This is a genomic window from Niallia alba (assembly GCF_012933555.1).
GTDB classification, from domain to species: Bacteria; Bacillota; Bacilli; order Bacillales; family Cytobacillaceae; genus Niallia; species Niallia alba.
In genome coordinates this window covers 2,523,926-2,539,382 of record NZ_JABBPK010000001.1, presented here as the reverse complement: position 1 = coordinate 2,539,382, position 15,457 = coordinate 2,523,926, and the positions used below count along the sequence as shown (strand labels likewise).

The 15,457-nt window shown below is 33.5% G+C and carries 17 protein-coding genes; 6 read left to right on the top strand and 11 right to left on the bottom strand.

All coding sequences use genetic code 11. The annotated features are described in order from the left end of the window. Positions 1 to 456: 456 nt before the first annotated feature. On the top strand, positions 457 to 1,242 hold the full coding sequence (locus tag HHU08_RS12205) for a GNAT family N-acetyltransferase (RefSeq protein ID WP_016203760.1): 786 nt from the start codon (positions 457 to 459) through the stop codon (positions 1,240 to 1,242). Positions 1,243 to 1,311: 69 nt separating this feature from the next. Here HHU08_RS12205 and HHU08_RS12200 read toward each other — a convergent pair whose 3' ends face one another. From HHU08_RS12200 to HHU08_RS12175, 6 genes are all read right to left on the bottom strand, one after another. Beyond that, positions 1,312 to 1,875: a hypothetical protein gene (locus tag HHU08_RS12200; RefSeq protein ID WP_016203759.1), complete on the bottom strand. Its 564-nt coding sequence runs from the start codon at positions 1,873 to 1,875 to the stop codon at positions 1,312 to 1,314. A 133-nt stretch (positions 1,876 to 2,008) separates the two neighbouring features. After that, complete coding sequence (locus HHU08_RS12195; RefSeq protein WP_016203758.1) at positions 2,009 to 2,716, bottom strand: SGNH/GDSL hydrolase family protein; 708 nt, start codon at positions 2,714 to 2,716, stop codon at positions 2,009 to 2,011. Positions 2,717 to 2,895: 179 nt separating this feature from the next. Then, entirely contained in the window at positions 2,896 to 4,515 is a 1,620-nt protein-coding gene (locus HHU08_RS12190) for an MDR family MFS transporter (RefSeq protein WP_169188566.1), read from the bottom strand. 28 nt (positions 4,516 to 4,543) lie between these two features. Beyond that, complete coding sequence (locus HHU08_RS12185) at positions 4,544 to 4,963, bottom strand: MarR family winged helix-turn-helix transcriptional regulator (protein ID WP_016203756.1); 420 nt, start codon at positions 4,961 to 4,963, stop codon at positions 4,544 to 4,546. 274 nt (positions 4,964 to 5,237) lie between these two features. Then, positions 5,238 to 5,906 carry a GNAT family N-acetyltransferase gene (locus tag HHU08_RS12180; protein WP_016205344.1) on the bottom strand — a complete coding sequence of 223 codons (669 nt, stop codon included), beginning with the start codon at positions 5,904 to 5,906 and terminating at the stop codon, positions 5,238 to 5,240. Between the two features lie 5 nt (positions 5,907 to 5,911). Beyond that, positions 5,912 to 6,781, bottom strand: coding sequence for a carbon-nitrogen hydrolase family protein (locus HHU08_RS12175; RefSeq protein ID WP_169188565.1), 870 nt, complete (start codon positions 6,779 to 6,781; stop codon positions 5,912 to 5,914). Positions 6,782 to 7,052: 271 nt separating this feature from the next. On the opposite strand from HHU08_RS12175, the gene HHU08_RS12170 reads away from it, so the two are divergent. Further along, the gene (locus HHU08_RS12170) at positions 7,053 to 7,214 is read left to right on the top strand and encodes a hypothetical protein (RefSeq protein ID WP_169188564.1); all 162 of its coding nucleotides are present in this window, start codon (positions 7,053 to 7,055) and stop codon (positions 7,212 to 7,214) included. A gap of 205 nt (positions 7,215 to 7,419) precedes the next feature. On the opposite strand, the gene HHU08_RS12165 is transcribed toward HHU08_RS12170, so the two are convergent. The 3 genes from HHU08_RS12165 to HHU08_RS12155 form a co-directional block, all read right to left on the bottom strand. Beyond that, on the bottom strand, positions 7,420 to 8,508 hold the full coding sequence (locus HHU08_RS12165; RefSeq protein WP_169189672.1) for an acyl-CoA dehydrogenase family protein: 1,089 nt from the start codon (positions 8,506 to 8,508) through the stop codon (positions 7,420 to 7,422). 162 nt (positions 8,509 to 8,670) lie between these two features. Beyond that, a complete protein-coding gene (locus tag HHU08_RS12160; RefSeq protein ID WP_169188563.1) occupies positions 8,671 to 9,678 on the bottom strand; it encodes a DUF3231 family protein in 1,008 nt (335 codons plus the stop codon). 64 nt (positions 9,679 to 9,742) lie between these two features. Beyond that, positions 9,743 to 11,161, bottom strand: a complete 1,419-nt coding sequence (locus HHU08_RS12155) for a phospholipase D family protein (RefSeq protein ID WP_169188562.1) — start codon at positions 11,159 to 11,161, stop codon at positions 9,743 to 9,745. A 182-nt stretch (positions 11,162 to 11,343) separates the two neighbouring features. Here HHU08_RS12155 and plsY point away from each other — a divergent pair, with 182 nt between their 5' ends. From plsY to HHU08_RS12135, 4 genes are all read left to right on the top strand, one after another. After that, positions 11,344 to 11,946 (top strand): glycerol-3-phosphate 1-O-acyltransferase PlsY, encoded by a 603-nt coding sequence (plsY, locus tag HHU08_RS12150; protein ID WP_016205350.1) that lies wholly within the window; start codon positions 11,344 to 11,346, stop codon positions 11,944 to 11,946. A 122-nt stretch (positions 11,947 to 12,068) separates the two neighbouring features. After that, the gene (locus tag HHU08_RS12145; RefSeq protein WP_169188561.1) at positions 12,069 to 12,899 is read left to right on the top strand and encodes a sensor histidine kinase; all 831 of its coding nucleotides are present in this window, start codon (positions 12,069 to 12,071) and stop codon (positions 12,897 to 12,899) included. A 133-nt stretch (positions 12,900 to 13,032) separates the two neighbouring features. Further along, positions 13,033 to 14,184 carry a CapA family protein gene (locus HHU08_RS12140; protein ID WP_169188560.1) on the top strand — a complete coding sequence of 384 codons (1,152 nt, stop codon included), beginning with the start codon at positions 13,033 to 13,035 and terminating at the stop codon, positions 14,182 to 14,184. Between the two features lie 119 nt (positions 14,185 to 14,303). Next, the gene (locus HHU08_RS12135) at positions 14,304 to 14,594 is read left to right on the top strand and encodes a HesB/YadR/YfhF family protein (RefSeq protein ID WP_016205353.1); all 291 of its coding nucleotides are present in this window, start codon (positions 14,304 to 14,306) and stop codon (positions 14,592 to 14,594) included. A 94-nt stretch (positions 14,595 to 14,688) separates the two neighbouring features. Here the strand turns inward: HHU08_RS12135 and HHU08_RS12130 are convergent, their stop codons facing one another. Continuing rightward, positions 14,689 to 14,979 carry a hypothetical protein gene (locus tag HHU08_RS12130; RefSeq protein ID WP_016205354.1) on the bottom strand — a complete coding sequence of 97 codons (291 nt, stop codon included), beginning with the start codon at positions 14,977 to 14,979 and terminating at the stop codon, positions 14,689 to 14,691. A 23-nt stretch (positions 14,980 to 15,002) separates the two neighbouring features. Further along, positions 15,003 to 15,443 (bottom strand): acyl-CoA thioesterase, encoded by a 441-nt coding sequence (locus tag HHU08_RS12125; RefSeq protein ID WP_101731200.1) that lies wholly within the window; start codon positions 15,441 to 15,443, stop codon positions 15,003 to 15,005. Between the last annotated feature and the right edge of the window lie 14 nt (positions 15,444 to 15,457).

The following is a 15,457-nucleotide window of genomic DNA, read 5'->3' as shown; positions in this document are numbered from 1 at the left end:
ATTAGGTTGGGAAGTAAATTCAATGTTTTTGACTTTTAAATATTGCTTTCATTCCCTTGATGAACGCCAGTTTTCTTGCTTCTACTTTCAAATGCGGTGTTCATTCCCTTGATGAACGCCAGTTTTCTTGCTTCTACTTTCAAATGCGGTGTTCATTCCTTTGATGAACGCCAGTTTTCTTGCTTCTACTTTCAAATGTGGTTTTCATTCCTTTGATGAACGCCAGTTTTCTTGCTTCTACTTTCAAATGTGGTTTTCATTCCTTTGATGAACACCAGTTTTCGTGTTTCTACTTTTATCTTTTAGCAAAACTGTATATTCTCTTTCATTCTCGATGCTTAGTAAAATACTTATAATTGGTGTCCAACAATAAATTTATTCAAATCTATTTATATTTCCAATATTATGATAAACTTACAATTAATTATTTCAAAGAATCGAAAGAAGGTTGTATACATGATTCGTGAACTTACAGAAAAAGATCATGCTAATGTGATGAAATTTTTACTACAAGACCCTTCCATTAACCTTTTTATCATTGGAGATATTGAAGCATTTGGCTATCATTCTCCATTCCAAAAGCTTTGGGGAGAATTTCATGATGGGGACATAAAAGCTGTACTACTTAAGTATTTTGAAAGCTATATATTTTACTGCAAAGACAAAAATCATTTTGATTCAGAGGCTTTTGCAGCGATAATGCAGTCAAATACTAATCCAGTAACGTTATCAGGGAAAGCAGACCTAGTTGAGAAATTTGAAAAACTGCCTAATCTAGCATTAGGGAAGAAACGAGTAACTTATTTCGCTCAATGCGAAACAAAAAGAGAAATACAAATAACGGAAACAATTAATAAAGCTACTATTGCTGATATTGACAGAATTGTTGTATTACAACATTCTATTGATGAATTTAACACAACAGTCGAAACAAAAAATATGCTAAAAAAAGCAATTGAATCAAAAACAGGTCGAACTTATTTTCTTGAAAATAATCAAGGTGACATTATTTCAACGGTCTCTACTACTGCAGAAAATTCCCAATCAGCTATGATTGTCGGTGTATGTACGCATAAAGATTATCGGAATCAAGGTTTAGCAAGTAAACTAATGACAGCCCTAGTTAATGATGTATTAGACGAAAAACAATATGTTTGCTTGTTTTATGATAATCCTGCTGCTGGTAAAATTTATAAGAATGTTGGGTTCATGGATATGGGATTATGGACAATGTATCGTTAATTATTTTTTCTGCGTCATGAAAACTAAAAAAGCATATCAATTTTCATTGATATGCTTCCGCCTTCTCGCTTACTTAAGCAACAATTCTAAATCAGTAAATAGCGCTACAATTTTCTGCAATTGTCTCCATTCTTTTGATTGCAAATTTGCTAAATCAACCGTATAGGTAGAGTTAACCGTAACCAATCTAGCGGTACATTTAACAGAATCTATTCCTAGTAGCTCATCTTCCCAATTCCAAATTTTCAATCGGTATAAGTCCATCTTTAAGATATCATATTCTTCTGGCTCCATTTTATTAAAAACTGGCGGAATGACAATCGGAAATTGACTCCATTCTTGAATTAAATAATTTCGAAGATCAAAATCGATATGAATACTAAAAGAATGCTCTTGATTTACCTTATATTCCACAATTAGCTTCGTAATTTCTTTATCTGGATGAATTGATACTAAATCATCATAAACCTCGAATAAGTCTTTTTTCCGAGAAAGGACAGACTTTATGGAGGACATTGAAATAGGTGTGTCTTCCTCTCCTAAAAAACTATTTAATTCATTATAAATAGTGGAAAGGCTTGTTGGTCCTTTTTGTTGTAAAACATCAATTATTTTTTCATATAATGTGCTCATCTGTATTTCCTCCACTATCTTAATCGACGTATTGATGACTGCTTGTCCCTTTATGATATAGCATATTCCAAAGATATTCCATAGCTAGTTTTTTTGAAAGGAATAGCACCGGTACTTTATAACAAAAAGATCATTAAGATAATTGTTCTTTTTGTCCTCCCGTTAAACGGAGCATTTCCTCAAAAATAAAAGCACTCATTTTTTTATAGCCTTCTGAATTTAAATGAATTCCATCATCACTAATAAAATCAGAAACATCTCCAGCCTTGTTAAGCGCTGAGCGAACATCAATACTAGGAAGATTTAATTGGTCAATTAATTTATTCAAATGTAAATTGTATAGACTATGCCAATGTTCAATTCCTCCACAACAACTAATCCAATGACTAATCGTGGTTCCATATCTATCTGCAATAAATTTATAATATCTAACAGGATCAAGTGGTGGTAAAGTTAACAAAATCGGCGTGATATTTGATTGCTTCATTTTTGTTACCATCTGACCGATGTTTTCGATATATTGACTAATTGGCACAATTGGGTCATGGTTTTTATCAGGATTCTCAGCTACTTCCTGCCATTTAAAATTGCAATCATTTCCACCTACATTTAACAAGACATAATTCGGCTTCTCAGAAAGAACATCCTTTTCCAATCGCTTTATTAACAAATCAGAATTATCATTAAATACACCTTTATTTAAGACAATTGTATCCTCTGGATTATTTACTGAAAATAATTTTTCAAGAAAAGCGGGATAATTGTCTTTGATAATTCTTACCCTACCTTTTACAAATGAGACACCTCTTGTTAAGCTATCTCCAAAACAAATAATTTTCATTTAACATCCCTACTTTTTTTCATTCAATTACTATACTTTATTATAACAGAAAAAAGGTTGTGCGAGAAAACTTCTGATTGTAACAAAATATCCACAATAATAGTTTCTCCCCCATTATTCTACATAAAATAAGAAGGCTGTCTCCCAGAATTTTGGAAAACAGCCAATTTAGTATGTCTTTATGAATTTTGTCTATCAAGAACGATATCTTCTTCCTTCTCTCCTTCAGGAGAAGCTTGGTTTGATGTACGTAGTGGAATTTCCTTTAAGAAAAACACTAATAAAAAGGCAACAACTAATACGATCGTTCCAGTTAAGAATACAGTTGATAATGTATCACCTAACGCATCTCTAATTCCCTGAATCATTTGCGCAAATATCGGTTGAACATCTGCTGGAAGGTTTGCTTCTGTTTGTTCAAGTAATGGTTTATTCATTAAAGCTTGTGGATTGGCAAAACCAACGATTTGCTCTGTCACTTTTGGATCCAATGTTGCCAAATCCTTCACCACAGGCGAATTTTGCATCGTGTCTTGTAAGTTTGTTTTTAAATTGTTAGCCATAACCGTTCCCATCACGGCGATACCAATTGTACCACCTAAGTTACGGAATAACTGAGTAGAAGCCGTTACTACTCCTAACTCTTTATGAGAAACCGCATTTTGTGTAGCAATTGAAAATACTGGCATACCAATACCAAGACCTAATCCAAAGACAATCATACTTAAAATCGCCATAGGAACACTGTTCATAAAGATCATAATTGCCATACCAGCAATCATAGTTGGTACTCCAATTAATGCAAAGTGTTTATATTTCCCAGTTTTTGAAATTAACTGACCAATAATTGTACTGGAGATAACCATAACGATGGACATTGGCATCGTTACATAACCAGCGTAAGTAGGTGAAATACCTAGTACACCTTGAACAAAGAAAGATAGATATATCATAGCCCCCATCATTCCAAAGTTCATAATAAAACCAATAAGATTAGAAACTGTCACGATATTATTTTTAAAAAGATGTAAAGGTAATATTGGATTCTTCGCTTTCGTTTCTACAAAAACAAAGACAAAGGCGAAAACAATACTAGTAGCAATTAAGCCTAAAATTTGTGCAGAACCCCATGCATACTCTGTTCCTGCCCATGAGAAAGCTAATAATAGTGGAACAATAGCAACCGTCATAAATAAGGATCCTAAATAGTCAATACTTTGTTTTCCAGTTCCCTCTACTTTAGGGAATAATACCGTAATCATACCAAAAGCAATAATACCGATTGGTAAGAAGATCCAGAATAACCAATGCCAATCTAGATGATCAACTAAATATCCCCCTAGAAGAGGCCCAAGTACGCTGGAGAAGCCAAATACGGCTGTTAATAAGCCCATCCATTTACCACGTTCTCGTGGCGGAAATAAATCTCCAACTGCTGTAAAGGCAGAAGATTGAATAATACCAGCACCAATCCCCTGGATACCACGATATGCAATAAATTGGAATACATCATTGGAAGTACCTGTTAAGAAAGCACCAACCATAAATAATAAGATTCCGATTAATAAGAAAGGCTTACGTCCATACATATCAGACAGCTTTCCAACTAGGACAGTAGCTATTGTAGATGTAAGCATGTAAATATTTATTGTCCATGTATAATAGTCCATGCCATCTAAAATGGAAATAATTTTTGGCATTGCAGTACTAACAATTGTTTGGTTAATCGCTGCAAAAAACATCGCTGCCATAATGGCAATCATAATTGATAATTTTTTCTTTTGTGTTAAATGTTCCATTGCATTCTCTCTTTTCTTTATGAAATTGTTAAAAGTTCTCGTTTAATAATGTAAAGATTCGTTTCAAGTGTTGAATATCTTCTTCTGTCAGTTTGCGAAAATGTTCTTTCATTTTATTCTGCTGCTCTTTTTTCATATTATTTACTATATTTCTTCCCTTTTCTGTAATGGTAATATTAACTACCCTGCGATCTGATTGAGATCGCACTTTTGTTATATAGTCATCGGCAAGTAATTGATCTGTAATACTAGTTACCGCAGCATTTGTAATGTGCACGCTTTTGGCAAGATCGGAAACATTTTGAGCTCCTTCTTTATCAAGATGAAAGAGTAATTTATATTGAGTAATATTTAAATCATTGCTATTTTTGTTAAATTCACTTGTGATATTTTTGATAAATGTGCCAAACATTGCTGCAACTTCAAAAAGCTCTTCGCCATTCCGCACTTATCCCCCATCCTTTCCTAAACATTTTACTAATTAATATTTAAGTAGTTAACTATTAAGCACTTAATAATATAGAACTAAATTAATTACATGTCAATCATTATTTTTCGTTCCTGTATAATTTTATTATTTCGAGTAGATTGAAAACTATTTCCAACATTGGTTACTAGGCAAAATACCGATATTCGCAAAATCCAAATAAAAATATGCCTTACTTAGCTATTGATAATTCCAGTAATATCAAATAGCTAAGTAAGGCATCTTTGCTAGATATTTAATTTTGCTGGAATGGGTTATTCCATTCCATTAAAACAGCATAATTCAATGAATCTTCATCTTCTAAATAATTTGGCAATACAGTAACTGGCATTCTGCCACATCGTAACAGAAAAGAAATAACAGGATCTTTTATATGTCCTGACATAACCTCTTTCAAATAGGCATCTGCGGTAAGGTCTTTAGCATATTTTTTATAGCCTGGCATTCTACCGCCACCAAGCAATCGATCCAAGCCTAATTCTATGACTAAATAGTAGGTGCTTTGCATGAGAACTTTTCCTAGACCAAGTTTTCGGAATTTAGGTCGAATGCTAATATCTACAACATATAATGCATTTCCTTGTTCATCATGTGTTGAGATATATCCATTATTTGTTATGTCCTCCCATGTATGAATAGGAGTCTTAGAATCATAAGAGACACGCAGACAGGTTAAAGAACCAGCAAGTTCTCCACTAACTTCCACACAAATTGCTCCTTCTGGAAAATGGGCAAGATGACTGGATAATTGCTCAACATTCCACCATAATTCTTCTGGAAAAGGCGCTGGAAAACATTCTGATTGAATAGCAATTAATTCTTTAAAATCTTTTTCCTGATAATTTCTTACAGTACAACAAATTGGAATATCAGCATCATAAAGAAAAAATTCACTGTGGATCACATTCCTCATCCTTCCACAGTCGAATTCCAATCAGGATATAGATCTGTTCTTCTATCTCTCCAAGTTGTTACAGAGCCTTTCTCTCTTACTTCATATAATAAAGAAAGATCTAAGTCTGCAGTGACAACCATATCATTATTAAGTTCACCCTCGACAAGTATTCCTTGTGGAGGAAATGGAATATCGTTTGGCGTAATAACAGCTGCCTGCCCAAAATTTGCACGCATAAAGTCTACGTTTGTTAGTGTACCGACTGTTCCTGTTACAACTACATAAACCTGGTTTTCAATTGCTCTTGCATGACAAGTATAACGGACACGATGAAAACCATGGCGGTCATCTGTACAAGAAGGACAAAAAATAACATCTGCTCCTTTTGCTTTTGCCATGCGAACAATTTCTGGAAATTCAATGTCATAACATGTGAGGATCGCGACTTTTCCTTTTTCTGTATCAAATATGCGGAAAGAATCACCTTTTTCCATATTCCATTCATAAACCTCTGTAGGCGTAATATGAAGCTTTGCCTGTTCTTCTATTCTGCCATCTGGATAAAACAGATGAGCTACATTATACAATTTATCTTCTCTGCGAATAACATGAGTTCCACCGATAATATGCATGCCGGTTTGAACAGCAAATGATCTAAACAAATCCTGATATTGTTCAGTAAATCCAGGTAATTCATTTATTGTTAAAGCGTTATTTTCATCGCCTATGGATAAAAGCTGCGTCGTAAAAAATTCAGGAAATAAAACAAATTCCGCGCCAAATTCAAGGGCTGTTCGAACGTAATGCTCACATTGTTTTGCAAATTCTTCAAAGGACTTAATGTTTTCCAACTTGTACTGTACGGCAGAAACTCTTATTTTCATTTTCCATCTCCCTTTATAGTGGTATTTTATATCTCTCTACGGGTAAAAACACTTCATTATATAAGAAGAGTCCTTTTAATAAAATAATTATTCAAAATATGATTATGCGTTATTTCTGTTAATTTTTCAATCGTTTCGTGTTATTTTGTTTATTGCTATTTTCTTCTTATAATTATGTTCTTAAAAGTACAAATGTTCATATTATTTATGATAATACATTGTTTGGATTGCAAGAAAAAAAGGAAGAGAGGGATAAGGAGGGAAATTTACTATGGCAGTTGTTATTTATGCAATTCTATTTTTTATTTTACTAGAAGAGCTAGTAGTCTTAGGGGTAAAAAGATACATAAACGGTGCTTTTCGAATAGAAACTTATTTCCTAAGCCTTTACAGAAAGTATAGAATGAAAGCTAATTTGAAAAAGGCTAGTTAATCCATTTTCATCATTTTGGATTAACTAGTAATGAATGAATGATTAATTAAATAATAATATCGAAAAAAATTAAAAATCGTAGTCAAATGGCCTCTATTTATCCAACTCTAAAAGGGCAGTAAACCCCTCATTTTCTTTATAGCATGTGATTTGACTACGATTATACATGATTGCTTTTAAAAACAATCATTTTTTATTATGTTTATTAAAATTGATTTAAAGATTTAACGGCAAGTTGTTCGATTGTCATATCATCCATTGGTGGGTTATGTAATCCAGCTCGCACATCTCGATAGTATCGTTGCAGTGGACTTTTGGCGGACAAACTACGTGCGCCGACGATGCGCATGGCAATATCTACTACTTCGATTGCTGTATTCGTTACAACTAATTTTACAGCACTTAATTCTGGGAGTAATTGAAATTGTTGTTCCTTGTCTGATTCATCCCATTTTTTACTAACGGAATATAAAAAGTGTTTGGCAGTTTGCATTTTCAATTCGATTTCACCAATTTTTGTTCGTACGCTTGGAATGTCACTAATGGTCCCTTTGATGCTATTAGGAGAATAATTTTTTGCAAAAGCGACTGCTTCTTTTTGTGCTGCACCTGCAATTCCCAGATAGCATGCTGGAATGTGCAAAAGCCACGGATTGACTTTTTTTCGTTTTTCTAATTTTTCTACAAAATAACGAGCGGGAATTTCTACTTCTTCAAAATATACATCATTACTACCAGTCCCTCTTAAAGCAATGCTATCCCAAGTGTTTTCAATGCGAATCCCATCTCTTTCTTTAGGGATAAGGAAGTTCCCAACATCCTCTGTATCCTTAATGGATGCCGTAACGAGAAAATAATCTAAAACTGGTGACATCGTGGTAAAAGATTTATGTCCATTTATAACCCAATTTTCGCCTTTCTTTTCTGCTATTGTTTGTGGTTTTCCACCTCTTGTTGGACTTCCAGTTTGTGGTTCTGTTGCAGCTCCATTTATTAAAGCACCATTTAGCAATGGCTGATACACCTCTTTTAGCATATCCTTATCCCAGTTTGCCTCATAAATATTTCGAACAACTCCCATATGCCAGCCAATCGATAAAGCAGTTGAACCATCCCCTTGAGCAATCACTTCTTGTAGCCTAACTAATTCATATAAAGACAGTTCTTGTCCGCCATACTTTTTAGGTATCGTTAAACTGGTGTAACCAGATTCCTGTAATTCTTTAATATTTTCAAAAGGAAAAGATGCATTTTCATCCACTTCCTTCGCTCTTTCCGAAAATTTTTTACTCATTTCAAACAATTCTGTTAATCTATTCGTAAAATTTGTTTCCGATCTAAAAAATCCAGTCACTATAGCGCATCTCCCTTACAAGTTCATTTATAAGGTATATCATAGCACTATTTCCAATTACTGATAAGTAAAATGCAATGGACCCATTATACAAGAAAATCTTTATTTTTTATTAATGATATTTTTGCGATTTTCCATTCCTGGCGGCTCTTCCGTATATCCTTTTTTCGCCATTAGTTCTGCTCCTTGTACGCCATAATCATAGATATTCGTAATAAGTGGAATTAAAGTAGATGGCAGGTCCTTCCGCAAACTAAATGTTGTTCCAATAGCGTTACTACCAAGTCCGAAACTACAGAATAGGCTAATACAATACAGCATTAATTTATCAGAAAAAGGAGCAATCGTTGAAACAGTTGGACTTCCTACCCAAGCTAGCGGTATTTGAATATCATCATCCATCAATTTCTTGGAAAGCTTCGTAATAATTTTTTTCGAAAGTTCTTTTCCTTGCGTAAAGAATTTTTTCAGCTCAGGATCTTTTGTTACTTGAGCAAAACCAGTAATTAATTGTTGACCGATGCTATTACTTTCAATCGATTGATAAAGAAAGGAAATTTCCACTGTATTTAAGACTCTTTTATTGCCAAATATATTGGTACCTTTTAAATATTGAGTATTTACTACCATATCCACTTGCTCTGGCATCGAAACTTGGGGAGGACAGCTTAATGCCCCTTTTTCAATTAATAGTTCTGTACATTCCTCGTAACAATGCTGCGTCGTAGCAGATAATTCTTGGAATAAACGGATAATATCTTTCCGATAAGATCTTGCCAAATGGATAGCATGTAGCCCCATTCCAATTTCTGCTAATATTCGCATTATTTGTAATGCGAATGTCGGCTGAAACAAAGGTGGAGCCTGTTTATTTACATCTTGTTCAGAAAACCCGTTTGGAACAACTGCTCCTTCTGCTTGCAAAATCGCTTCTATTTTCTTTATCTCTTTGGATAATCTATTTAAATGGCTTTCATAAAAATTTTGTTCTTTCTTATCTTCATTAACAGCATGAAAATATTCAACCATACGAAGAAACATTGTTTTTTCTTGATAGGTCATCCATAGTGTCGCAAGCTCCGATGAAGTTATAATCTCTTTCTGTTTCATGATGTTCCCTCCTATTAATAGCTAGTACTATTATTTGAAAATCTCAAAAAAATATTAGTTGTATTTAATAAGTCGTAAACCCTAAAAAGCCTTGCAGACGATAGATAATATAACGAAATAAAGGTAGATTGCTTTTGGTATCTACATCTTTCGTAAATTCTGCACCATCATTTGTCCACAATTTTTGAAAATACGCTTTTGTATCTTTCATTACCTTCGTGTTTTTACTAGCCATGATTTTAATATCTGTTTCTAAATTAAAATCATATAGATTTCTTCGAGTCAGATTTGCAGAGCCATTGATAATCGTATTTTCGCTATTTCTTTCTATTAGCACTATTTTCGGATGAAACTGCTCTTTTCCAGTGTTGTACCATTTTATATGAATGTATTTTTCTGCTTGCGCTTTTCTTAGTTCTGCCACAACAGGAATATTTGGCAATCCAGCTTTTTTATTTCCAAATGAATTTTGATTTGGGTCTAATACTAAATAAATATTTACCTCTCTTTGAGCTGCTGCTTTTATTTCATTCATTACTTTTCGATCTGCTAAATAAAGCATCCCGATCCAAATCGAATCGCTTTTCTCTGTATTCTTGATTTCTTTTAACACATGCTTGCCTATTTTTCCTTCCGTTAATATTTGAATTTTCACCTCAGCCTTTGATTCTTCCTGGATTTTTATCCGAGGCAGATTTAGCGTTTCATTCAGTCTGGCTGTACTTTCTTCACTTTGGAGCAAGTCGTTAATAATATTTCCGTTTACTTTAAATGCAATATTTGAGTGATACCCGCTAGCATTATGAATATTACCACTCGATATAATCGCTGATTTCTCGGTAATTACTAGTTTTCGATGGTTCGCTTTTACATTTAATAATTCTAAATACGATAAAGTAGTAACCTTTGGAGCACTGTTAGCAAGTAAGTTTGGTAGATGACCATCACCGCCTGTTTTTACCCATTGTCCAAACATTCGCCAAAAACCAGAATAGAGCGGATTAGAATCTCGTAAAGCTTTGACATCTGTTTCGATCACTTTTACCCCGGCATCCTTTAACTTATTAAATTCCTCTGAATTATAGGAACCATACACGGTATTAATTTTATCTGTTAGAAATACAATATCGATAGAGGGCATTTCTTGTTTTTTCTTTATTAAAACTTCTGTAAACTTTTCAACTAGTCGTGGATATTCTTGGTCTTTATTTGTGTCTTTATTAAATAAAAACATATCGATTACAATAAACTCATTCGCATTTTGTACCTCTTTTATCATAGAATCGACTATTTCATGTTCCACTATTCTTTCATTTTGCTTATTTTTATACGTTAGATCTGTCAAAAGCTCTACATCCTCTACTTGATGAATATCTCCTTCTATTGACATTCCATTTGGCAAAGATTTTTTTAAATGATAGTAAATCGTACCACTATAGATAATGATAAAAAGAATAAATAAAATAAGGATTATTCGTTTCATCTTTTACCCCCATTCACTTTTCTCTCCGATTTATTAATTTGCTATTATATCTCTATATCTCATTAGCTTTACCGATTAAAGGAATAATATATTGATTATTTTTTGAAAAAATGATGAGATTTAGCAATTACATGGTACAATATAAAGGCAAATAGTATACATAAGTGAAGGAGAATACGAAATTGATTATTGGACTATTAATTATACTAGCTTATTTAATTGGCTCTATTCCTTCTGGACTAATAATAGGCAAAGCTTTCTATAATATAGATATCCGTGAACATGGTAGTGGAAATTTAGGTGGAACAAATACATTCCGAGTTCTTGGCAAAAAAGCAGGCTTCGCGGTAACGATTTCCGATATACTAAAAGGAACAATCGCTACGGTATTACCTCTAATTGTTGCGCTTATTTGGAATATCGATGTAGACATAAATCCTCTAGTAATTGGTGTTTTTGCTGTAATTGGTCATATGTATCCGGTATTCGCTGGCTTTAAGGGCGGGAAAGCAGTTGCTACATCAGCAGGAATCCTACTCGGACATGAACCGCTTTTATTCCTTATCATAATAGCTATCTTCTTTATTACACTCTATTTATCCAAATATGTTTCATTGTCTTCCATGATTGCAGGAATTGCCGGTTTAATTTATTCGCTGATACTTTGGGATGATAAATTATTAATCTTGATTCTTGCCATTCTCACTATTTTTGTCGTTTATAGACACCGTGCAAATATTAAACGAATCATAAATAAAACTGAACCAAAAGTAAGCTGGCTATAAAAAGCAAAAAAAGACCAATTTCGGTCTTTTTTTATTTGGCAAGTATTCCTAGAGTATTTTTATGACATAAAATGATTTATTTCGTCATACCTTTTACTATAATCTAAAAGGGGCGAATGCAATTGACCACTTCAAATATAACGAAAAAAATATCCGATCAAGCAACTATATGCTTTGCAAATAAATGGAAGCTTGTAGAAGAAAAACTTCAGGAGCAAACAGAAACCATGAAAACACTAATGGATAGCTTACAATCCTTGTCTCTTTCTACTACATACAGCGAAAATATCGCAAAAATGGTTAGTAGTATTACGCATGAAGTACGTAATCCACTAACATCTGTAAGTGGTTTTTTACAACTGATTAAACAAACAAATGATATTGCGCTTATTCATCAATACACGGACATTGCGCTCGGAGAACTTACGCGTGCAAACGATCTAATTACTGACTTTCTAACTCTATCCAAATCACAATCAAATGAAATTACCCCATTATCTATTAATGAGTTGCTTATAAATTTATATCCCGTGTTTAAAAGTGAAGCAAATTTAAAGGACATAAACTTAATTGCTGATTTTTGCGCAGATAAAGCGCTATGTACTGTAAATAGACAACATCTCACACAAATTTTTGTAAATATTGTAAAAAATGCATTTGAAGCAACAGAAACTAATCTCCTTTCCAGACAAAAGGAAGTAAGGATTACTACAACAGTATGTAAGGAAAGCCTAGTTATAATGATAAAAGACAGTGGTTGTGGAATGTCAAAAACGCAGTTAAGTAATCTATTCACTCCTTTACAAACGACGAAAAAAAATGGAACAGGCATGGGACTTTATGTTTGCAAACAACTGATTGAGAAATATGCTGGAACAGTGAATGTCGAAAGTACAGTTAATAAAGGTACTACAATTTTCTTCCATTTTCCGATTTATGTTAAGGTTAATTAATACTAATTCGAAAGTTTCAAAAAACCGCTATTATGTAAAAATACACCTGAATGCATTACAAACTATTATTTTTTTGTTATGCTATTTAATGGAAAGTGATAAAAAAGACATACAGAAACAAAAGAGGCTACTTATGAAAAAAAATTTACTACTATTCTTAGTACTCTTGCTAGTTCTCATTGGAATAAGTGGACTAATGCTTATGAATGTTGGAAAATCTGATCCATCCTCTTCATTCAATGAGGTTCGCCCTATTTCAGGGAGAGACACTTATGATTTATCAAAAGAAGAATCTAAAGAAATTACAATTGCAGCCATTGGAGACATTTTAATTCATGATCGTGTCTATAATGATGCTCGCGTGGGTGATCACTTTAATTTTGATAACATGTTATCTAATATTACGAGTGAATTAAAAAAACCAGACTTGTTGTTGGCAAATCAAGAAACAATAGTTGCAGGTGAATCGATTGGGTTATCTGGATACCCTACTTTTAATGGTCCTCATGAAATTGCTGATAGTTTAAAAAATGCGGGTGTTGATATTGTCACCACCGCAAATAATCATGCATTGGATCGTGGAGTAGATGCCCAAAAGCTATCGATTGAGTACTTAAATCAAATAGGTCTTCCCCATGTTGGAACGTATTTAACAAAGGAAGATCAAGATAAAATCGTTATTTTAGAAAAAAACGAAATTAAAGTTGCTTACTTAGCTTATACTTATGGCTTAAATGGGATTCCCATCCCAAAAGGAAGTGAGTATATTGTAAATGTAATCGATAAAAAAAGAATGAGTAATGAAATAAAACGAGCGAAGAAAGAAGCAGATGTTATTGTGATGGCCGTTCACTGGGGTAATGAATATCAGCGTTTTCCCTCTCAGGAACAAAAAGAATTGGCACAGTTTTTAATAGATGAAGGTGTTCATATTATTTTTGGCAGTCATCCACATGTTCTTCAGCCATTCGAATGGTTAGAAGGAAAAAACGGCCAAAAAGGTTTAGTAGTCTATTCACTAGGGAATTTTTTATCAGGACAAGACGAGGAGTATCGAGATCTTGGCGGCATGATGACTGTTACAGTGAATAAGAAGAAAAAAGGAAAGTCAACCAGCATTACTATGGATACTCCTTCTTTTTATCCTACCTTCGTTTCAAGTAAAGCAGAAAGAGACTATAAAATGCATCCACTAATTGATTCACAAGCAGCAATCGATAAATATGGACCTTCTATATATTCAGAGATAATGGAACACATGCTAAAGCAAGGACAAGCTGAATAAGTGAAAATTCAATTATTCGATAATTAGATTACATTGCTTTATAATTAATCTATAGTATTTAATTTAAAAATACATGCTTCATTGCCAAATCGGAGCAAAACTTATAAGAGGTGTTAAAAATGAAAATTGTAATTAGCGATAAAGCTGCTGAATGGTATAAAGATGAAATGTTATTAAAGAATGGTGACTACGTTCGTTTCTTTGCTCGCTACGGTGGATGCAGTACAGTACAACAAGGATTTTCATTAGGTATTTCAAACGAACAGCCTGTAAACGTTGGTGTCGAGACAGAAAAGAACGGTATTCATTACTATATCGAGGAAAAAGATTTATGGTATTTTGACGATCAAGATTTATTTGCGGATTTCAATGAAGTAGCAAATGAACCTGAATATCGTCATGCTCAGTAAGTTTTTAAAATAATGAATTACTCTACTAAACAAAAAACAGCGGAATGAAGAACATAATTCTTCAATCCCGCTGTTTTTTATTAAAGCTGACATCCTATTGCAGAGGATGTGTGATTCCTTCTTCTTCTAAAATCTTCTTTTGCGTATCACCTAATAGATCAAAATGAGAATAGCCATCTTTTCGATAATGAATCCATTCTTCCTTTAAACCATACCTCTTTCCCCAGTTTTTTAATTTTTCTAGATCGGCACAACCAACTTTTGTTACCGTCTTACAACCAGGGAAGCGATCATCCAACCAATAATGAGTTAAAAAAGCAATTTCTCCATTATCTATTTGTCTTTTCCACTCTGCCAGCTCTTTTTTCTTCAATCCAAAAGCCATTTTCGCAACCTCCCTTTGCTTTCTTACTTGTCTGTCGGTTGCTTTTTAATTTCCTCATATTTATTAAACCATGCCGGAAAAATCTTCTTAAAGGGTTTTGGTCTAAAAGTTTCTTTCGACACTATAATATGAGTGGTAGTTCCCTCCACACAAATTTCTTCATCCTGATTAATAATTTGGTATCCGTAAACAGTTTTTATACCATCATTTGTTTCTACCCATGTTTTAACCTTTGCTTGATCACCGTATCGTAATGGCTTTTTATATACAGCATACACATCATAGACGGGAGCGAAATATCCTTCATTCTCCATTTCTAAATAACTATAGCCAAGATCTTCAATTAGCCCCGTTCTTCCACGCTCAAAAAACTTTAGATAATTAGCATGATATACGACCCCCATCATATCTGTGTCCGCATAATATAATTCAATATCTCTTGTTGAGATAAAGTAGTTATCCATCTATTCATTCACCA